15 protein-coding genes and 3 pseudogenes are annotated in these 19,575 nt (G+C 60.5%); 12 read left to right on the forward strand and 6 right to left on the reverse strand.

Annotation, left to right across the window (positions count from 1 at the left end):
- The first annotated feature begins 5 nt into the window (after window positions 1-5).
- From BLU35_RS24105 to BLU35_RS24120, 4 genes and pseudogenes are all read left to right on the forward strand, one after another.
- Window positions 6-800: a phosphotransferase gene (locus tag BLU35_RS24105; RefSeq protein WP_093234801.1), complete on the forward strand. Its 795-nt coding sequence runs from the start codon at window positions 6-8 to the stop codon at window positions 798-800.
- Window positions 797-1,240 (forward strand): Lrp/AsnC family transcriptional regulator, encoded by a 444-nt coding sequence (locus BLU35_RS24110; RefSeq protein ID WP_093234802.1) that lies wholly within the window; start codon window positions 797-799, stop codon window positions 1,238-1,240. The genes BLU35_RS24105 and BLU35_RS24110 overlap by 4 nt, the downstream gene beginning before the upstream one ends.
- A gap of 19 nt (window positions 1,241-1,259) precedes the next feature.
- Window positions 1,260-2,163, forward strand: a pseudogene (locus BLU35_RS24115) (homocysteine S-methyltransferase family protein).
- A 101-nt stretch (window positions 2,164-2,264) separates the two neighbouring features.
- Window positions 2,265-2,396 (forward strand): annotated as a pseudogene (locus BLU35_RS24120) (tyrosine-type recombinase/integrase); the annotation flags it as partial.
- A gap of 380 nt (window positions 2,397-2,776) precedes the next feature.
- Here the strand turns inward: BLU35_RS24120 and BLU35_RS24130 are convergent.
- Complete coding sequence (locus BLU35_RS24130) at window positions 2,777-3,730, reverse strand: aromatic alcohol reductase (protein ID WP_093234804.1); 954 nt, start codon at window positions 3,728-3,730, stop codon at window positions 2,777-2,779.
- 71 nt (window positions 3,731-3,801) lie between these two features.
- Here BLU35_RS24130 and BLU35_RS24135 point away from each other — a divergent pair, with 71 nt between their 5' ends.
- Entirely contained in the window at window positions 3,802-4,233 is a 432-nt protein-coding gene (locus tag BLU35_RS24135; protein WP_286161602.1) for a winged helix-turn-helix transcriptional regulator, read from the forward strand.
- A 424-nt stretch (window positions 4,234-4,657) separates the two neighbouring features.
- On the opposite strand, the gene BLU35_RS24140 is transcribed toward BLU35_RS24135, so the two are convergent.
- The 4 genes from BLU35_RS24140 to BLU35_RS24155 all read right to left on the reverse strand — a co-directional run bounded on the left by BLU35_RS24140 (window position 4,658) and on the right by BLU35_RS24155 (window position 8,378).
- Window positions 4,658-5,434, reverse strand: a complete 777-nt coding sequence (locus BLU35_RS24140; protein WP_093234805.1) for an ABC transporter permease — start codon at window positions 5,432-5,434, stop codon at window positions 4,658-4,660.
- The gene (locus BLU35_RS24145) at window positions 5,421-6,188 is read right to left on the reverse strand and encodes an ABC transporter ATP-binding protein (RefSeq protein ID WP_176907413.1); all 768 of its coding nucleotides are present in this window, start codon (window positions 6,186-6,188) and stop codon (window positions 5,421-5,423) included. Before BLU35_RS24145 ends, BLU35_RS24140 begins: the two co-directional genes overlap by 14 nt.
- A 65-nt stretch (window positions 6,189-6,253) precedes the next feature.
- Window positions 6,254-7,255, reverse strand: coding sequence for an ABC transporter substrate-binding protein (locus BLU35_RS24150; RefSeq protein WP_176907405.1), 1,002 nt, complete (start codon window positions 7,253-7,255; stop codon window positions 6,254-6,256).
- A gap of 40 nt (window positions 7,256-7,295) precedes the next feature.
- The gene (locus BLU35_RS24155; RefSeq protein WP_093234807.1) at window positions 7,296-8,378 is read right to left on the reverse strand and encodes a 4-oxalomesaconate tautomerase; all 1,083 of its coding nucleotides are present in this window, start codon (window positions 8,376-8,378) and stop codon (window positions 7,296-7,298) included.
- Window positions 8,379-8,483: 105 nt separating this feature from the next.
- On the opposite strand from BLU35_RS24155, the gene BLU35_RS24160 reads away from it, so the two are divergent.
- Entirely contained in the window at window positions 8,484-9,380 is an 897-nt protein-coding gene (locus BLU35_RS24160) for a LysR family transcriptional regulator (RefSeq protein ID WP_093234808.1), read from the forward strand.
- A gap of 127 nt (window positions 9,381-9,507) precedes the next feature.
- Here the strand turns inward: BLU35_RS24160 and BLU35_RS24165 are convergent, their stop codons facing one another.
- A complete protein-coding gene (locus tag BLU35_RS24165) occupies window positions 9,508-10,434 on the reverse strand; it encodes a LysR family transcriptional regulator (RefSeq protein ID WP_093234809.1) in 927 nt (308 codons plus the stop codon).
- A 160-nt stretch (window positions 10,435-10,594) separates the two neighbouring features.
- On the opposite strand from BLU35_RS24165, the gene BLU35_RS24170 reads away from it, so the two are divergent.
- The 6 genes and pseudogenes from BLU35_RS24170 to acuI all read left to right on the forward strand — a co-directional run bounded on the left by BLU35_RS24170 (window position 10,595) and on the right by acuI (window position 18,948).
- Window positions 10,595-12,283, forward strand: a complete 1,689-nt coding sequence (locus BLU35_RS24170; protein WP_093234810.1) for a GMC family oxidoreductase — start codon at window positions 10,595-10,597, stop codon at window positions 12,281-12,283.
- Between the two features lie 24 nt (window positions 12,284-12,307).
- A complete protein-coding gene (locus BLU35_RS24175) occupies window positions 12,308-14,821 on the forward strand; it encodes a CoA transferase (protein WP_093234811.1) in 2,514 nt (837 codons plus the stop codon).
- Between the two features lie 117 nt (window positions 14,822-14,938).
- On the forward strand, window positions 14,939-15,940 hold the full coding sequence (locus BLU35_RS24180) for an ABC transporter substrate-binding protein (protein ID WP_093234812.1): 1,002 nt from the start codon (window positions 14,939-14,941) through the stop codon (window positions 15,938-15,940).
- An 87-nt stretch (window positions 15,941-16,027) separates the two neighbouring features.
- Window positions 16,028-16,915, forward strand: coding sequence for an ABC transporter permease (locus BLU35_RS24185; RefSeq protein ID WP_093234813.1), 888 nt, complete (start codon window positions 16,028-16,030; stop codon window positions 16,913-16,915).
- Window positions 16,908-17,987 (forward strand): quaternary amine ABC transporter ATP-binding protein, encoded by a 1,080-nt coding sequence (locus BLU35_RS24190; RefSeq protein WP_093234814.1) that lies wholly within the window; start codon window positions 16,908-16,910, stop codon window positions 17,985-17,987. The genes BLU35_RS24185 and BLU35_RS24190 overlap by 8 nt, the downstream gene beginning before the upstream one ends.
- Before the next feature lie 33 nt (window positions 17,988-18,020).
- Window positions 18,021-18,948 (forward strand): annotated as a pseudogene (acuI, locus tag BLU35_RS24195) (acrylyl-CoA reductase (NADPH)).
- Window positions 18,949-19,575: the final 627 nt, after the last annotated feature.

A 19,575-nucleotide genomic window follows, 5' to 3' on the forward strand; every position in this document is an offset into this window, starting at 1 on the left:
GACATATGGCTGTTTTCACGGACCTTTCGGATGCTGATTGCAGCCGCATTGCGACGGCCTATAGGCTTGGGCAACTGACATCGGTAATTGGCATCGCCGATGGCGACGCAGAGACCACCTTCCTCTTCCGCTCGCAACGCGGCGAGTTCATTGTTACTCTGTTCGAGAGCGATGCTGAGCCTTTTGATATCGAGCGAGCATTCCGCACGATGGAGACGCTTGCCGCTGCTGGCGTTCGCTGTCCGGCGATCTTTCGCACCGATGCCGGGGCGGCGACCATCACCGTTTCGGGCAAACTTGTCGCCGTGGTCGGCTTCGTGCCCGGATCCCGCCCGACCGGCATCACTCCCGACAGATGCCATGCGCTGGGGATGTGCATGGCGCAAATACATCAGACATTGGGGCGTTTCGGAAAAGGGATCGCAACCCGGCTACCGAAAGGCCCCGTGCACGGCGCCCTCAACCGCGACAACGTGTTCTTTCTCGACGGGCAGGTCAGCGGCATCATCAATTTCCGCCTGCGCCACGACGACGTTCTCATTGCCGAAGTCGCCCAGGCGCTGCTGCATTGGACGATGGAGGCGGACGGCACGCTTCAAAGAACGCTCGCCGTCACTTTGCTTGCCGGATACGAAGAGATCCGTCCACTGAGCTTGGCCGAGCGGCGGGCTCTGCCAGGCTTCGTCATGGCAGCCGCGGCGACCGCACTTGCACAGGATGGCAGGCTTGCCGACCTTGAAGCTATTTCCCGGGCCGCGTTCATTTCAGCCAAGGAAATGGTTCAGGACATGCAGCCATGAAACGCATCCTCGACCGCCTGGATGAGCACATTCTTGCCGAGTTGACCCGCAACGCGCGGATTGCGCACGCGGAACTGGCGGAGAAAGTCAACCTTTCGCGGAATGCCGTCCGCCAGCGTATCGAACGCCTGGAGCGTGACGGCCTCATTCAGGGCTACACGATCGTAGCCGGTGAAGGAAAGCCGCGGATCGCGGCAGTCACCGCGATGATGTTCGTCTACCGCCACGACCGCATGCGTGGCGGGGATGTTATCCAGGCGCTAAAGCGCGTGCCAGAGGTCGTATCTTGCGACGTCATGAGCGGTGAATTCGATCTTGTCGTCCGGGTCGAGGCGGGTACGGCGGATCGCATCCGGGAAGTGTGGCAGGAGGTGTCGGGACTGCCTGGTGTTCGTGACACCCTGACGGCATTCGCATTGTCTTCGATGATCAAGCGCTAATTGAACTTAAAGGTATGCCATGAAATCAATCAGAATTCTCGACGGCGGCATGAGCCGCGAACTTGTACGTCTCGGTGCGCAATTGAGGCAACCCGAATGGTCCGCGCTTGCGCTCATCGACAATCCGCAAATCGTCCGACAGGTGCATGAAGAGTTCATCGCGGCGGGTGCCGATGTCGTCACCACCAACAGCTACGCGCTGGTGCCGTTTCATATCGGTGAGGAACGGTTCCGCGCCGAGGGTCGCAGATTGATTGCACTTGCCGGGGGTCTGGCGCGCGAGGGCCGCCCGCGCGCCGGATCGTGATGTTCTCGTCGCAGGATCGCTGCCTCCGATCTTCGGTTCCTACGAACCGCAAAGCTTCAGGCCGGATTTGGTGCAGGACTATCTCACGGTATTGGTCGAGGAACTTGCCCCTCACGTCGATGTCTGGCTTGGGGAGACGCTAAGCCTCATTGCCGAGGCGGAGGCGGTGCAGCAGGCTGTAGCCGATACCGGCAAGCCGTTCTGGATTTCCTTCACGCTTAAGGACGAACCGGGTGCTGAGGCAAGACCCGCAGCGCTGCGTTCTGGTGAAAGCGTTGCGGAAGCCGCGCGCTGGATTGCGGGGTCCGGCGCTTCGGGGCTGCTCTTCAACTGCAGCCGTCCGGAAGTCATGCGGCGGGCTGTCGAGGAGGCGGTAACCGTCTTTGCGAAGGAAGCGTGTTTCATCGAAATCGGTGTCTATGCCAACGCGTTCGCAGCGGACGAAAGTGGAGCTGCAAATGAGGCGTTACACGCGATCCGCGACGATCTTTCGGCTGACCGCTATACGGCCTTTGCCTGTGCTTGGGTCGATAGCGGCGCGACGATGATTGGCGGCTGCTGCGGTGTAGGTGCGGCGCACATCCATCGTCTCACTTCTCGGCTCGCGGGCATGTAAGAGAGGTATCGCGCATGATCGAAGGTTGGTTCTTCTCAAGGCGAGAGACGCATCCGGACTGGGCGACATCGGCAGTGGAGGGTGGCTCTAGGAGCACAGCTATGTCTAGCTGGAACTCGGGCCGCATCACCGGTCACAAGCCTCCATTGAAGCCGAAGGAGGTCTGTGCCATCCGAATCCGACTGCAGATGTCGGGTGCGATACGCGACCTGGCGCTGTTCAATCTCGCAATCGCGCAAGTTGGCGCAAACGAATTCTGAAGGATGGGGAAGCCAAATCGGCAAGCGTGGGAAATCGGGCTGTTGTTCGAACTTCGCAATGCCCTGCGCTCGGGCGACATCTGGCTGGCAGACAGCAGACGGTATCGCGAAATCAGCACGGCGCTGGTCCCAATCGAAACGCTATCCGAAATAGCACGGCTGGCCGTTCCGCTTGGGGCGGACCACTGGCTTCGCCATCGAAGCCACATTCTCAAACGCGGCATGGCGCAAATCGAATGTGCCAACGAGGCTGGCATTCTTGCAGGAGGGGCGTCGGACAGCGGGTGGGGACGACATTCATGCGTTGCCGGACCCACCCGCTCGAAATCGTGAACCCCCAGGGTGATCGCGGGCTATGCCCGACCGGAGGCACCCAGGTTTGCGTGGATCCAAGCATCGATGTCCGTGACCGGTATGGAATGCCGCTCGTTGTACGTCCCGGCCTTGTCCCACGCGACGCCGCGACCCATGGCAAAGGCCGCCCGGTACTTGCGCATCATGTTCTGCGGATCTTTCGCCAGTTCTTCCATCAGGAAGGGCACGCTCCACTCGGAGCGCCGGAAGGGATGCCCGAGACCCGCCTCCAGCTTGTCAGCAACCTCCCCATAGGTCACCGTATCGCCTGCCAGGAACACGATCTCGTTGATGATGCGCGGCTCGGCGAACACGATTTCCGCAGTCAGCTTCCCGATGTCCTCGGGAGTGGTCAGCGTCACGGCTGTATCGAGACTTCCCAGCGCATGGACCTCGGAATTTTTCAAGTCGACGACGCCAAACTCCGGCTCGAACAAGTAGCTCATGAACATCCCGGTCGAGATGATGACCCACTCGGTCTGGGTCTGAGCCCGCAACAGCTCGCGGACGTCCAACTGCGCGTCGAAGATGTCTTGCGGGCTGCCGCGCCCGATCACGTCGAAGTCGACGCCGAACTGCCAGGGGAAATAGCGGGGGATACGGGCCTGCAATGCCGCCTTCGCCAGCTTCATGGGCGTGTCGATCCCAGCAGCATAGCCGGTGCAACCAATCACCGTGTGGTATCGTGCGAACAGCGAAGCGAGCTCGTTGATCGAACTCTTGACCAGATCGCCGACGACGATTTCGATGCCGAGCTCTCGGATTTCTGCAACGGTACGTTGTTTTTCCGGATCATTCGACGAAATGGCGCTGGACCGTAGAAGGACGCTGATCGTCGTATGCTTTTCCTCGCGTGCACGGCGTGCCAGATTGCGAAGGACGGGTTGCCCGAGTTCACCGGCGCCCAGGACAAGAATGGACCGCGTCGTTGTGTGGGATGGTGTATCAATCATCGTATTTGCCTCATTGAGAATGCGTTTCGGCAATGATCTAGCGATGCGCTCTGGCACATGAAAGAAGGTACATGCGTGATACTGTAAACCAGACTTTGAGCCGAGAAGACGTCCTGACGTATTCTCAAACGGTGTGCGATGGCTTGCGAGACGACGACGACGGTGTGCGTCGCGAAGTGCTGGCGCATGCTGGCAACCGTTGGTCTCTCGGCATCATCCACACGCTCGGCGTCTACGGGAGCCTACGTCATGCTGAGATTGGAAGACGCATGCACGGCGTCACGCAACGCATGCTGACACGGACTCTGCGTCAGTTGGAGCGGGACGGTCTGGTCATCCGAAACGACTTCAATGAAAACCCTCCGAAGGTCGAGTACGCGCTTTCCGAAACGGGCATGGATCTGCTCCTGCGCATGATCCCATTGTGGACATGGATCGTCGAGAACGCGGATCGCTTTCGGAAGTCCAGGGCGGCCTTTGACGCCAGGAGAGATGGCGACTGACCGCGCAGCCGACAGATGTCGGGCGTTCGTGCAATTTTGAACGGATGCCCACTTCCCACGCGGCGTCGCCATGCTGCGGGCGTTCAAGGCGCTTTGAGGGTCGCGAAAGAGAACTCGTTCCGGGTCGAGGACTGACCTCTTCTCTGTTTGCCGGCAACATATCTCAAAGTCCCAAGAGGGAAAGCTGCCGTCCTTTGGCACGACGAGATGCTTGGGCGACGCTCAACCATTGCCCGGGTTGCCGATTTTCACACAAGATCTAAGGGCTGGCTAGTAACAGCGATGTCGCCGTCCGCTTCTCCTTCTTGTGCTGCAAGTCGTTATTGTACCTCAGTTTCTGGCGAGCCACGCATTTGTGTATTCTCGCACAAGGAAATGGGCGACACAAAGCCGCCCATAACTGGCTGACGTTTCGTTGATCCGGTCAGGCCGGGCGTTCTTCGCCGACCTTCGGGCGCCAGGTGATCAGGCGCCTTTCAGCGACGTCGAGAAGCAGGTCGATGATCAGGACGAACACCGCGAGGATGATGATCCCGGCGAAGACGCCGACCGCGTCGAAGTTGCCTTCCGCACGGGCGATAAGGTAGCCGAGACCGGCCGAGGCGCCAAGATATTCGCCGATAATCGCGCCGACGACCGCGAAGCCGACGGATGTGCGCAGCGACGACAGGATCCAGCTGGCCGCCGCGGGGAAGTAGACGTGGCGAAGCAGATCGGAGCGGCGTGCTCCGAGGATGCGCGTATTGGACAGGACGACCGGGTTGACTTCGCGCACGCCCTGCATGGCGTTGAAGAACGTCACGAAGAACACCAGCGTTACGGCCAGTGCAACCTTCGACCATAGGCCAAGGCCCAGCCACAGCACGAAGATCGGTGCAAGTACGACCCGCGGAATGGCATTGATGGCTTTGATGAAGGGATCGAGGATGCGGGCCGTGAACGGGCTCAGACCAAGCCAGACACCTGCTGCAACGCCGAGGCCGGTGCCGATCAGGTAGCCGAGTACGGTTTCGCTAAGCGTGATACCGACATGCTTGTAGAAGCCGGGATCGATGATCCAGGTGACAACCTGCTGAACGATGTCTAGCGGCGCCGGAAAGAAGAAGCGGTCTATGAGGCCGCTCGTCACGCCGAGCTGCCAGCCACCGAGGATCACGGCCAACAGCGTAATCTGGATGAGACGAACGTTAACGGCTTGCATAGGACTTCTCCACTTCGCCCCGCAGCGACGCCCAGATGTCGCGGTAAAGGGTCATGAACTTCGGGTCGAGCTTGATTTCGGCGACGTTTCTCGGACGTTCGAGATCCACGCCGAAGCTTTCGATGACGCGGCTGCGCGGACCCGCGGCCAGCACGACGACGCGGTCGCCGAGCGCGATGGCTTCCTCGAGATCATGGGTGATCATGACGACGGCGCGGCGGTCCTCCTGCCACAGGCGCAGCAATTCGTTCTGCATCAGGTGGCGCGTATGGATGTCTAGCGCGGAGAACGGTTCGTCCATCAGGATGACCTTCGGCTCGGTGATCAGCGCCTGCGCCATCTGGACGCGTTTGCGCTGGCCGCCCGAAAGCTGATGCGGAAAGCGGCCTTCGAAGCCCTTCAGGCCGACCTTCTCCAGCCATGCCATGACCTTGACACGACGCTCTTCAACGGGCACGCCGCGAAACATCAGGCCGAGTTCGACATTCTGGAACGCCGTCTTCCAGGGCAGCAGGGCGTCCTGCTGGAAGAGATAACCGATGTTGTTCTGAACGCCCTTGACCGGTGCGCCGTCGATGGAGACATGGCCCTTCGCGGGCTTCAGAAGCCCGGCGATCGCGTTGAGGATGGTGGACTTGCCGCACCCGGTCGGCCCGACAATCGACAGGAACTCGCCGTTTCCAACGGTGAGGTTGACGTTCTCGACCGCGACGAACGAACCGAACGCCATCGTGACGTTGTCGATCGTGACCATCGGAGGCAGACCGGGCTGCGACACAGCCTCGATTTTAGCTGCTGCAATAGACATGACGATTTTCCTTAATTGTTCGCGGGCTGGCCTGCAGCCTCGACGAACTTGTTTGTGTAGGTCGCGCCAAGATCGATGGTGGCGTTGCCGACGCTTTCGTTGAAGCTCTTCAGGACGGCCAGCGGAGTTTCGAGATCTGCCGGGACGAACCTGCCGTCTTCGGAGAAGATTGCCTTGGCGTTCTCGACGGCCCTGGTATACGTCTGCTTGTCGCCGGACACGAAGTCCTCCGGCAGCTTGGCGACGATCTCCTCGGCCGAATGATCCTTCATCCAGTGCAGCGCCTTCAACGTCGCATTGGTGACCTTCTGAATGATTTGCGGGTTGGCTTCGATGTAGTCCTGGTTCGCGTAGAGTACGGAGGTCGGATAGATGCCGCCATAGACGGCTTTCGCGCCTTCGTCGCTGCGTGCGTCGATAAGGATCTTGCCGAGTCCGCGCTCGACGACGATCGTCGCGGCCGGGTCGTAGTTGACCAGGAGGTCGATCTTGCCCTGCTGGAGGGCCGCAACGGCAGCCGCACCCGAACCGACGCCGATGATGGAGATGTCATCGTCGGTCAGGCCGTGCTGCTTGAGAAAATAGCGGATGAAGAAGTCGGACGACGATCCCGGCGCGGTGATGCCGACATTCTTGCCCTTGATCGTTTCCGGCTTGGCCGGATCGAAATCGGTGTCGTTCTTGCCTGCGAGGACAAGGCCAGAATTGCGTGCGAGCTGGATGAAGCCGATGACGTGCTTGCCCTGCGCCTGCATCTGGATCGTGTGGTCGTAAAAGCCGACGGCTACGTCGGTCGAGCCCGCAACCAGCGCCTGAAGCACCTTCGAACCGCCCTGAGCGAAGTTCTCGATAGTCACGTCGAGACCTTCTTCCTTGTAGAAGCCGAGGCTCTCGGCAACGGGGAAGGGCAGGTTGTTCAGGTTGTAGGAGCCGACGCTCATACGAACGGGTTCGGCCTGGGCAGCAGTGGTCAGGGCGAGCACAGCGGCAGTCGCCAGAAGTAGTTTGCGCATGATTTTCCTCCGTTAATGCTCCGGTCCTCACCAGAGCGGGTTAAGCGGCGTGGTCGACACGCCCTTTGGGTTTTGCGAAGGCATAACCTTCGAAAAGTCTCCGCGCGGTCCTGACCAGTCCCGCGACGGTGGATCCGCTTCTTGTTTCCAACTGAACGTCGATGCGTCCGTCTGGATGTTCGATACGGATCAGAGCCGGCAGTTCCGTGGCGCCGGCGATCGTTGAGGCCACGGTACCCGGGTTGGCAACCGCCGTGGCGATGCCGACAGCACCGGTTGTCGCGAGGGCGGGGTGGCATTCGTTTGGCATGAAGTAGCGGACGGAAAGCGTGCCGCCGTTGCGTGGCGCCGAAAGAATGACCGGTTTCGGGATCACCATGTCGGACACATCGCCCATGCCCATCAGGCGACCTGCTTCCGTGCGGATCGATGCCAGCTTCGCGACCAGTTCACGATTGGCTGAGAGCGATACAGCGTCTTCATAACCGGAGACACCGACATCGTCTGCGCGCATCAGAACCATCGGGATGGCGCAATCGATCGACGTCACGGGTATTCCCTGGATGATATCTGAAGGATTTCCCGTGGGAAACAGTTCGCCCGTCTTGGCGCCAGCAGCGTTGAGAAAGGTGAGGGCGATGGGCGCGGCCAGCCCCGGAACGCCGTCGATCGACGCATCGCCGAGATAAATGACCTCGCCGTCGCGGGTCGGGACCTTCGCCTCGATGATCTTTTTTGTGTTGACGTTGTGAATACGCACATGCGTGCTCGATCCGCTGGCCCGGACAAGCCCGGCCTCGATGGCGAACGGGCCCACCGCTGCAAGCATGTTGCCGCAGTTCGGCGAGTAATCGACCATTTGCCTGTCGGTGCGCACCTGGGCGAAAAGGTAATCGACATCCGCGCCGTCCACGCTCGACGGACCGATGATGGCGACCTTCGACGTCACCGGATTTCCGCCGCCGATGCCGTCGATCTGAAGAGGGTGGCCGGACCCCATGATGGACAGGAGAACCGCATCGCGCTGTTCCCTTTGGGCTGGCAGATCGCAAGCAAGAAAGAACGGGCCTCGCGATGTGCCACCGCGCATCAGGACGCATGGGATGCGTATCAGATCGTTCATCGCCTTACCTCAATATTGCATAACCCGGATTAATCGGGTGTCTTGTTGCAATATCCGAAATATGGGATAACTGTGAAATGCAATGTTTCAAGGGATTGATGCGTCATGAGCATAAATTGCGAGATTTTTGATCTGCGTGCTTTTCAGGCGGTTGTCGATCTTGAGAGCTTTCACCGCGCTGCAGAGGCTCTCCATATTTCCCAGCCGGCATTGACCAGGCGCATTCAGAAGCTGGAACAATCCATTGGCGTGCCGTTGCTTGACCGCACCACACGACATGTGGCGCCGACGGCGACCGGGCAGGAATTGCTTCCGCTCGTGCGCCGCATGCTTGAGGAATTCGACGGATCGCTTTTCGCGCTCAAGGAGAGCGGGTCCCAGCGTCGTGGGCTTATCACGATGGCGTGCGTGCCTACCGCAGCGTTTTATTTTCTGCCGACGGTCATCAAGGCATTCGGTAATGATTACCCGCATATAAGACTTCGTATCCGAGACCTGACAGCCAATGAGGGCTTGCAGGCGGTTGCGCGTGGAGAGGTCGAGTTCGGCATCAATCTGATGGGGAATTCGGATCCCGACCTGTCGTTCGAGCCACTTATCGACGACCCGTTCGTGCTGGCGATGCGCAAGGATCACCCGCTCGCGAAACACGATAACGTCCACTGGCGCCAACTTGACGGCTATCCGCTCGTGGTCGTCGACAGGTCAAGCGGCAATCGAGCGCTTTTGGACGGTGCCCTCGCCAAGCACAACTTGCGTCTCAACTGGTTCTACGAGGTCACGCATCTCAACACGTCACTTGGTCTGGTTGAAGCTGGGCTGGGCATATCCGTCCTGCCGCAGCTTGCGACGCCGCAGGAGGAGCATCCCTATCTGGTGACCCGTCCGATCATCGACCCGGTCGTTACAAGAACTATTGGGATTGTGCGTCGGCGCAGCGCATCACTCTCTCCGGCGGCAGAAAAATTCATCGAAGTTCTCTTAAGTGTCTGGAAACGCTAATATTTCTGGCAAGACGGGGGCGGAAACTGCTGATGAGGAGGCCACCGCGCACCAGCGCGGTTGGTTTCCGATATCGCCCGCGCTCCGGTGAAGGGGTGAACGAGATTGCGGCCGGAAATCGCCGAAATTAGCCCCAGGCCCGTCTGATCGCTTCGAAAGCGGCAAGTATGGTCGGATCATAGATGCGGGCCTGCATGCAAAGGAAGCTAAGTTTGGTTGTGATCTTAACGTTCTCCGCGATCACGAGCCCATGGGATTGTTGTTCATGAAGAGCAATCGACTCTCGGCATAGGCTCAAACCAACCCCTGTCCTCACCATCGCAACCATGGATGCTTCTTGATCTACTTCGGCTACGGCATTCTGTCGGATACCCAGGTCCGCGAACAAACGAGCCAGCAACCGGCTGTGTACAGAGGCTTGTGGCGTCCCGATCCACGGCAGAGATGCGAGCTGCGTCCAATCCGCACCGCGCACGAAACTGGCGAGCGATGGCGGAGCGACGACGCGATAGGTCAATTGCGCGAGTTCGCGAGCGTGAAAAAGCGGTGCGGCATTCTCCTCGATCGTATCGGCGGAAGGATCATAGTCTCTTGGGTCGCCAAGAAAGAAGCCGGCATCGAGTTCATTTCGCCGCAGCCCTTCCGGTACGTCGCCGCTCATACCGTGACGCAGTGTGGTCTCTATGCCCGGTCCGCTTTCGATCAACGCTTTGAGAAACGCGCCCAGTCGCGTGAACTCGGGATCGATGATCGTGCCGATCCTGAGCTTTCCGCGCACCCGCGTCGCCAGGTGCCCGGCCGTCTGCCCAAAATCGGTCAGCGCCGCCAGCACCTGCTCCGCCTTGGCGGCCAGCAGCGCGCCCTCCTGTGTCAGTTCCAGACCGGTGGAGGTCCGCCGGAACAGGGTGAGCCCGGTATCGGCTGCAAGGCGCTTCAATTGCAGCGTGACGGCAGGTTGGGTGACATGCAGTTGCTCTGCGGCGCGCGTGACGTTACCCGCGCGTGCGACGGTGACGAAAGCCCTAAGTGTTCTCAGGTCGACGGCGTGAAGCATATTACTTTTGCTTATAATGCTTTATATCATTTGTCATTGGATTTCTGCGACGCTCCTCCGCTATTCCAGAAGACGGAAATGAGGAGGAGGCTCGAATGATACGGAAAGTCGTCGAATCGTGTGCTTATGCGGTGTTGCGTGACGATCCGCGGGCAAGCCGATGACGCGCGCGACTTCTCACCTCTCCGGCGATGCCTTCGACTTCATTATTATCGGCGGCGGCTCGGCCGGTTGCTTGCTTGCCAATCGCCTAAGCCGCGATCCGGCGATGCGCGTGCTGCTGTTGGAAGCCGGGCGGAAGGACGACTATCCCTGGATTCACATCCCGGTCGGCTATCTCTACTGCATCGGCAATCCGCGCACCGACTGGCTGTACAAGACCGAACCGGATGCCGGATTGAACGGACGGTCGTTGCGCTATCCGCGCGGCAAAACGCTCGGCGGCTGCTCCTCAATCAACGGCATGATCTATATGCGTGGCCAGGCGCGCGATTTCGACGGCTGGGCGGCGGCGACCGGAGACGACGCATGGTCCTGGCAGAATTGCCTGCCCGATTTCAAGGCGCATGAGGATCATTACCGACTGGACAACGGAGCGGATCCGAAGATCGGCGGCAACAGCCGGTTCTCCGACATGCACGGCCACGGGGGCGAATGGCGGATCGAGAAGCAACGGCTCAAATGGGAGATCCTCGAGTCCTTCGCTGAGGCGGCCGTCGAGGCCGGCATTCCGCGCTCTGACGATTTCAACAGCGGCGACAACGAGGGCATCGGCTATTTCGAGGTCAACCAGCGCTCCGGCTGGCGCTGGAACACGTCGAAGGCCTTCCTCCGCCCGGCGAAGAACCGCCCGAACCTGACGGTCTGGACGCAGGCCCATGTCGAACGACTGATCCTTGAAACCGACGGTTCCGGCCGCAAGCGTTGCGCCGGAGTCGTGGTCCAACGGCAGGGGGGGAGCGCAGAGGTCCGTGCCCGCAGGGAGGTCATCCTGTCGGCCGGCGCGATCGGCTCCCCGCAAATCCTGCAATTGTCGGGCATTGGGCCGGGTGGCCTCCTGAAGCGCCACGGCGTCGAGGTCGTGCATGACCTGCCGGGCGTCGGGGAAAACCTTCAGGACCATTTGCAGATCCGCGCCGTCTTCAAGGTCGGCAATGCGAAGACGCTGAATACGCTTGCAAACAGCCTGTTCGGCAAGGCGATGATCGGGCTGGAATATGTGCTGAAACGCAGCGGCCCGATGAGCATGTCGCCATCGCAGCTCGGCGCTTTCACCCGGTCTGACGACACCCAGGCCTACGCCAACCTGGAATATCACGTTCAACCGCTCAGCCTCGACGCCTTCGGCGAACCGTTGCACAACGTACCCGCCTTCACCGCGAGTGTGTGCAATCTCAACCCGACCAGCGTCGGCAGCGTGCGCATTCGCTCCGGCAAGGCGTCGGATGCTCCGGCGATTGCGCCGAACTATCTGAGCACGGATGAGGACCGCCGCATCGCTGCCGAGAGCCTGCGGCAGGTACGCACGATCGTGTCGCAGCCGGCACTCGCGAAATATCAGCCGGAGGAATGGAAGCCCGGCTTGCAGTTCCAGAGCGACGACGAACTGGCGCGGCTCGCAGGCGATATCGCCAACACCATCTTTCATCCGGTCGGAACGACGAAGATGGGCAGCGACGACGATCCGATGGCGGTGGTGGACAGCCGTCTCAAGGTGCGGGGCATAGAGGGCCTGCGGGTCGTCGATGCGGGCATCATGCCGAAGATCACCAGCGGCAACACCAACGCGCCGACGCTGATGATCGCCGAAAAGGCGGCCGGCTGGATCGTCGCCGACGCGCGCGTCTAGAAAATTCCTGGGGAGATAAGAGAAATGACATTGATCGCGCGTTCCGCGCTTCCGCTTTCCGGCGTTCGGGTGGTTGATTTCGGGCAATATATTGCCGGCCCGGCCGTGGCCATGATCCTTGGCGATCTCGGCGCGACTGTCGTGCATGTCGATCCGCCAGGCGGTCCGCTTTGGGACAATCCCGCTAATGCCATCCTCAACCGCAACAAGCTGATCGTCACCCTCGATCTCAAGTCGCAACAGGGGTTGGATGAGGCGAAAGCGCTGGTTGCAGAGGCCGATATCGTCGTTGAGAATTTCCGCCCCGGCGTGCTCGCGCGCCTTGGAATCGATTTTGCCGCACTGCGCAAGGCGCGACCGGAACTGATCACCCTGTCGATCCCCGGCTTCGCCTCCGACGACCAGCTCCGCCGCGACTGGCGGGCCTTCGAGGCTGTGATCGCGGCCTCCTCTGGCGTCTTCACGGATATGGGCCTCAATCGCGTGCTCATGGGCATCAATCCGTCTTTCTCGCCGCTGCCGCTCTCTTCCGCCTATGGCACAATGCTTGCGGCGTCCGCGACGGTGCTGGCGCTTCAGGCGCGCGAGCGCACCGGGCACGGCGATCACATCGAAGTGCCGCTGGCAAGCGCCGTCATGGAGGGCCTGTCATACAATTCCATCCTGATTGACGATTATCCGCTGCGCTACCAGACCCAGCGCGAGCGCGAGATCGAGCGGCGCCGCGAAGAAGGCCTGCCGATGGATATGTCCTATGACGACCTTCAGGAATTCCTCGATCCCTTCTATCGCAGCTATATGTGCGCCGACGGGCGGATGTTCTACGTCGTGTGCCCCAGCCACAAGAACCATGCGAAGCGTTGCCTGCAAGCCCTCGGTCTCTATGATGAGCTGGCGGCCGAGGGACTGCGCGAGGAGGAAGACACCTATCTGCCGGTGTCGCAATGGTCGTCGGACGTGTCGCTTGGCGTCTATCCGCTCCCGAAATTCTGGGCCGACAAGATCGCGGCCCGCATGAAGGATGTTTTCCTGACGAAGACGGCGGCCGAATGGGAACGTGTCTTCGGGGAAGGGCTGTTTCCGGGCGCGCCTCAGCGCTGGCTGAAGGAATGGATCGCCGACGATCACGCCAAGGCCGCCGGCCTCATGATCGAGGTGGACGACTCGATCCTTGGCCGCATGACCCAGCCAGGGCCGATGGCCTGGCTGCAGGAGAGCGCCGAACCCATGCTGACGCCAAGCCCGAGGCGCTGGGGAACAGCCAGGGAGGCTCTTGCGCTTCTCACCGGCATGGAGCGCCGGTCCCTGCCGGCGCCCACGACCGACGTCCCCGGCGGCTGGCTGGACGGTGTCAAAGTTCTCGATCTCTGCAACGTGATCGCCGGCCCGCACTCGGTCGCCTATCTCGCCCGTTTCGGCGCGCAGGTCATCAAGATCGATCCGGCCAAACCACTCTATGATTGCTGGAACACCGTGATCTTCGGCATGTCGCACATGCGCGGAAAGCAGTCCGTGCTGCTGAACATAGGTTCGCCCGATGGTCGCGTTGTCTTCGAGGAACTGGTGCGCTCCGTCGACGTCGTGGTCTGGAATGCCACCGATCGTCAGGTCAAGGCGATGGGGCTCGATGCCGAAGGCCTGAAAGCGCTCAACCCGCAGGCAATCTTCTGCCAGCTCGATTGCTTCGGTGGCGTGCGCACCGGCCCGCGCACCGATTATCTCGGCTATGACGACCTCGTGCAATCGGCGACCGGCATCATGCTGCGTTTCGGCGGCTCGATGGAGACGCCGGAGGAACACGCCCATGTCGGCACCATCGACGTCATGTGCGGCTTCGGCGCGGCGCTGGGCATTGCCGCCGCCCTCTACCAGAAATCCAGAACCGGGATCGTCGGCCGCCCGCGCACGTCGCTGTCGGCGCTGACCGGCCTCGCGCAGATACCGTTCTGCTATGACTATGCCGACCGCGGCCCTTTCGATGAGCCGTCCGGCCGCGAAACTAAGGGATATAACGCCCTGTCGCGGCTCTACGAGACGGCATCGGGAGATCACCTTCTTTTGTGCGCCTCGGAAGCCGACCTCCCGCGCTTCGGCAAGGTTGAGGGTCTCAGAGGGATTGTCGAAATGGCGACATCCGACCGCGAGGCCTATCTGGCGAAAGCCTTCATGACAGCACCTGCGGAAACCTGGCAGCAGCGCCTGCGGGAAGCCGACATCGGCGTATCGCTCTGCGAGAACATCGAAACGATCCGCAGCCGCAGTGCCCGCATAGCCGACGGCGCGCCGGGCATCGACCGGGGCAGCTATTCCTTCTCCATCTTCCCGAACCATCCGAGCGGACACACGGTCACGCAACTCGACCCCTTCGCCATCCGTCCGGTTGTCGGCAAGGTCACGGCCGTCGCGCCGGCGGAGAAATACGGAGCGTCCACGCGCGCCGTTCTCCGGACCCTGAACTACACCGAAGCCGAGATCGATCGGCTGATTGCCTCCGGTGCGATCAGCGAGACCTGGAGTGAGGAGTATCTGCCAAGCTAGCAGGAAACGGCGGCTTCGGGTTCTGAGGAGGATACCGGAGCCGCCGGCGGCCCGCCGAGGTACGCGATGGCGTCGACGGGCTTAAAACTTCAACATCGCGCATAGGGAGGAAGTGCCATGAAAGAACTCTTCGCCTCGACATGCCTTGCAGCAGCGATGCTGACCTTTGGCAATTCGGCGCAGGCTGCGGATTGCGGCGACGTCACCATCGCCAGCATGAACTGGCAGAGCGCGGAAGTGCTCGCCAGTCTGGACAAGTTCATCCTGACCGAAGGTTACGGTTGCAACGCGGAGATCATACAGGGCGATACGGTCCCGACGATCACGTCAATGACCGAGAAGGGGCAGCCCGACATCGCGCCCGAAGGATGGGTCGATCTTCTGCCCGATGTCGTCAACGCCGGCGTTTCAAACGGAAAGCTCGTCGTTGCATCGACCGTTCTGACCGATGGTGCGGTGCGGGGTTGGTGGATGCCGAAATACCTTGCCGACGCTCATCCGGACATCAAGACGATCGATGATGTCCTCAAGCACCCGGAGTTGTTCCAGGATCCCGAAGACAAATCGAAGGGTGCCATTCACAATGGCCCGCAAGGCTGGGGTGGCACGGTCGTGACCGGCCAGCTCTACAAGGCCTATGGCGGGGAAGCTCCAAACTTCACGCTCGTCGACGCGGGCTCGGCGGCCGGCCTCGACGGATCGATTGCCAAGGCGTACGAGCGCAAGGAAGGCTGGGTCGGTTACTACTGGGCTCCGACCGCGCTGCTCGGCAAGTACGACATGGTCAAGCTCGACTATGGCGTGCCGCACGACGCGGCCGAGTGGAAGCGCTGCAACACCGTCGCGGATTGCCCGGACCCGAAAAAGAATGATTGGCCGAAGGATACGGTCCAGACGCTCGTGACCAAAGCGTTCTCCGAGCGCGCCGGCGAGGACGTCATGGGCTACCTCAACAAGCGCGCTTGGTCGAACGACACGGTCAACAAGCTGATGGCCTGGATGACCGACAACCAGGCAAGCGGCGACGATGGTGCAAAGCACTTCCTCGAAGAGAACGAGGCCATGTGGAAGGAATGGGTATCGCCTGAGGCAGCCGAGAAGATCAAGGCGGCGCTTTGATCTCGTTCAAGACGTTGCTGGCGCCTATCGCGCCGGCAACGAACAGCGCGTCAAGAATGCGCTAGCTGTTATCGAGGAGGATAGATTTTGGATTGGCTATTCAGCTTTCCGCACATGGATGATGCGTCATTGCGTGATCTCAAGAAGGCAATCGACGAAGGGTTCCGCGGTTTCACGCGGGCCTATGGCGACGGACTTGAGGCAATTTTCGAGCCACTACAGCACTTTCTGATCTGGTCGGAGCGCTTCATGACGAAGACGCCCTGGCCGATTATCCTGCTTCTGATCGCCGCCGTCGCGTGGTTCGCCAGCCGTAACTGGAAGATCGTTGCGGGAACGGTCGTGACGCTGCTGCTTATCGGCTACTTCGACATGTGGGACGACACGATGAAGACGGTCTCGATGATCTTCGTCTGTACGGTCTTGTCGATCGTCGTCGGTATTCCCATCGGTATCGCCATGTCGCGCTCGGACCGCGTGCAGGGCATGGTCAATCCTGTGCTCGATGTCATGCAGACCATGCCGAGCTTCGTCTACCTGATCCCGGTCGTCATGCTGCTCGGCATCGGCAAGGTGCCGGGCCTTATCGCCGTCGTCATCTACGCCATTCCGCCGATGATCCGCCTGACCAATCTCGGCATCCGCCTCGTTGACAAGGACGTGCTGGAAGCCGCCGACGCCTTTGGTTCGTCGAGCTGGCAGAAGCTGAAGAACGTGCAGATGCCGCTGGCGCTGCCCACCATCATGGCCGGCATCAACCAGACGATCATGATGGCGCTCGCCATGGTCGTCATCGCCTCGATGATCGGCGTGCAGGGCCTCGGCCAGCCGGTTCTGAAGGCGATCTCGAACCAGTATTTCACGCTCGGCATCTTCAATGGTCTCGCCATCGTCGGCATCGCCATCATCTTCGACCGTGTCAGCCAGGCCTTCGGCGCACGCCTTCAAAAGCACCGGGAGATTGTCTATGGGTAACAAGAAAATCGGCGGCTTCGGCATCGAAATCAAAAAGCTCTACAAAATCTTCGGTCCAAATGGCGCGGATTGCGTAAAGCTCGTCGAGCAAGGTGTAACGAAGACGGAATTGAACGCGAAACATGGCCATGTTCTTGGTCTGAAAGACATCAATATCTCCATGCCTGCCGGCGGCATTCAGGTGATCATGGGGCTTTCGGGATCAGGCAAGTCCACGCTCATTCGCCACATCAATCGCCTTATCGATCCGACGTCTGGTGAAGTCGTCATCGGCGACGACGATGTGGTCAAGATGGATGTCGTGCAATTGCGCGAGTTCCGTCGGCATCAGACAGCCATGGTGTTCCAGAAGTTCGCGCTTCTCCCGCACCGTACCGTTCTCGAAAACACGCTCTATGGCCTGGAGATACAAGGGGCGCCTCGGAACCGGCAGGTCGATTGCGCCATGCGTTGGATCGAACGTGTCGGGCTCAAGGGCTTCGAGAGCAAATATCCCAATCAGTTGTCGGGCGGCATGCAACAGCGTGTCGGTCTTGCCCGTGCGCTGGCGAACGATGCGCCGATCCTGCTGATGGACGAGGCGTTTTCCGCGCTGGACCCGCTCATTCGCGTCGATATGCAGACCGTGCTTCTCGACCTGCAGAAGGAGATCAAGAAGACGATCGTGTTTATCACCCATGATCTGGACGAGGCGTTGAGGCTTGGAGATCGCATCGCAATTTTGCGGGATGGGGAAGTCGTGCAGCAGGGTACGGGACAGGACATCGTGATGAACCCTGCCGACGATTACATCGCCAGCTTCGTCCGGGAAGTGAACCGGGCGCGCGTCATCAAAGTCGAGACGGTCGCCACACCGCTGAATGCTTCGGTCTGTGAGTTGAAGATTTCGGTGCCGATCGGCGCGACGCTGGAGGAAGCGGCAAGAGCGATGACATTGGCCGGGGCAAGCGAGATCACCGTTGTCGATGCCGACGGTCAAGCCATGGGTGTGCTGACGCTTCCACAAGCTGTTGACGCCATGGTCAACTCGCAAGCGGCCTGCTCAACGTCCGACGCAAAGAAAGTCGCGTAAGCAAGATAGGGAAAACCAGGAAATGAACCTCAGATGTTTGACGCCGCCCTGATCGAGAAGTCCGATAGCGGGCAGGTGGCCGGTCTCTCCAAAATCCATACCGCGCAACTGCCCCATGGCGACGTGCTGGTGGAGGTCGCTTGGTCGACCCTGAACTACAAGGACGCTCTGGCGATCACCGGTGCCTCCCCCGTGGTGCGCAGCTTTCCGATGGTGCCGGGGATCGATTTTGCGGGGGTCGTTGCCGAAAGTTCCCATTCCGACTTTGGCCAGGGCGCGCGTGAGTGGAGACTGGCTCGTGGCTCTGCCGGAAGGGGTCAGCCTCCGCAATGCCATGGCGATAGGGACGGCTGGCTACACGGCGATGTTGTGCGTCATGGCGCTGGAGCGAAATGGGGTGATGCCGGATAGCGGAGAAGTGGTGGTTACCGGTGCTGCCGGTGGTGTCGGCAGTATCGCAACCATGCTTTTGGCCGGGCGTGGCTACAGCGTTGCTGCCGTTACCGGGCGGACAGCGGAGGCGGACTATCTCACGGGCCTCGGCGCCACGACCATCATTGATCGGGCGGAGTTCGCGCGGGTCGGCCGACCTTTGGCCAAGGAGCGTTGGGCGGCAGCGATTGATGTTGCAGGCGGAGTGTTGCTGGCGAATCTACTGGCTTCGATGCGCTATCGCGGTGTCGTCGCCGCGTGCGGGCTCGCGGGTGGCATGGACCTGCCCACGACCGTCGCGCCGTTCATTCTGCGCGGCGTGACGCTTGTCGGGATCGATAGCGTTATGTGTCCAAAATCCGAGAGGCTGATCGCTTGGCAGCGACTGGCACAGGAACTCGACATGGCAAGACTTGACGCGATGACAACTGAAGTTCACCACGCCGATGTTGTCTCAACGGCCCCGAGATTCATTGAGGGTAAGGTGCGCGGCCGAATACTAGTGCCGGTCAATCCACAGCTTGGTTGAGAACGACACCGGCGTATCATTGGGTGCAAGGGGTGAATTCAGCCGTAGCGAAAGCAACAGGGATCGATATTACTTGGGACGGCTTCCACTCAAAGACCAGTGTGTTCATCGGCTACCGTCGCTTCCAATGTCGCCAACTTGCCTGGACCCGGACATTGCTGCACCGGCTTGCCGATTTCGACGGCTGCTCGACCTGATGACCAGCGGCAACGGATGCAAGGATGCAGGCGGTGTCCGTGCAACCAGGCCGACGGACTTGATCATTCTCGCGGTAGGGGCTCCGAGCCTTGGCATGCACGCCACCCTGAATGAAGGTGTGGCGGCAAGGTCCCCAGCTCAAAACCCGGCGCACAAAAGAGTCGTGCTAGTCGGGCAGAGCCTAAGTGGACTAAATGTCCCCGGCCTGCCACAAGACTTCGAGGACGCGACTGCCGTTATCTGGAACGGGGTCGGGCGACCGATTGACGTCACGTTGCTGCCGCGAGATCACGCTGGCCGTCCTTTCATTTATCAGTACCCGAAACCGGCCGGAATCAGCGGCCAATGGCGGGGCGATGGCGTCTTTCGGCCCAGAAGCGGACCAGTGCTTCTCCAGAATCGAATTTCGAACGACACCAGGCAACCGGC

Source organism: Sinorhizobium sp. NFACC03 (genome assembly GCF_900103435.1).
Classification (GTDB): Bacteria; Pseudomonadota; Alphaproteobacteria; order Rhizobiales; family Rhizobiaceae; genus Ensifer.

Coding starts and splice junctions, on each gene's coding strand:
- BLU35_RS24140 (WP_093234805.1), bottom strand. CDS start 5,434: ATGCAAGCCGTTAACGTTCGTCTCATCCAGATTACGCTGTTGGCCGTG.
- BLU35_RS24180 (WP_093234812.1), top strand. CDS start 14,939: ATGAAAGAACTCTTCGCCTCGACATGCCTTGCAGCAGCGATGCTGACC.
- BLU35_RS24130 (WP_093234804.1), bottom strand. CDS start 3,730: ATGATTGATACACCATCCCACACAACGACGCGGTCCATTCTTGTCCTG.
- BLU35_RS24170 (WP_093234810.1), top strand. CDS start 10,595: ATGACGCGCGCGACTTCTCACCTCTCCGGCGATGCCTTCGACTTCATT.
- BLU35_RS24160 (WP_093234808.1), top strand. CDS start 8,484: ATGAGCATAAATTGCGAGATTTTTGATCTGCGTGCTTTTCAGGCGGTT.
- BLU35_RS24165 (WP_093234809.1), bottom strand. CDS start 10,434: ATGCTTCACGCCGTCGACCTGAGAACACTTAGGGCTTTCGTCACCGTC.
- BLU35_RS24175 (WP_093234811.1), top strand. CDS start 12,308: ATGACATTGATCGCGCGTTCCGCGCTTCCGCTTTCCGGCGTTCGGGTG.
- BLU35_RS24105 (WP_093234801.1), top strand. CDS start 6: ATGGCTGTTTTCACGGACCTTTCGGATGCTGATTGCAGCCGCATTGCG.
- BLU35_RS24190 (WP_093234814.1), top strand. CDS start 16,908: ATGGGTAACAAGAAAATCGGCGGCTTCGGCATCGAAATCAAAAAGCTC.
- BLU35_RS24145 (WP_176907413.1), bottom strand. CDS start 6,188: ATGGTCACGATCGACAACGTCACGATGGCGTTCGGTTCGTTCGTCGCG.
- BLU35_RS24155 (WP_093234807.1), bottom strand. CDS start 8,378: ATGAACGATCTGATACGCATCCCATGCGTCCTGATGCGCGGTGGCACA.
- BLU35_RS24150 (WP_176907405.1), bottom strand. CDS start 7,255: ATGCGCAAACTACTTCTGGCGACTGCCGCTGTGCTCGCCCTGACCACT.
- BLU35_RS24110 (WP_093234802.1), top strand. CDS start 797: ATGAAACGCATCCTCGACCGCCTGGATGAGCACATTCTTGCCGAGTTG.
- BLU35_RS24135 (WP_286161602.1), top strand. CDS start 3,802: ATGCGTGATACTGTAAACCAGACTTTGAGCCGAGAAGACGTCCTGACG.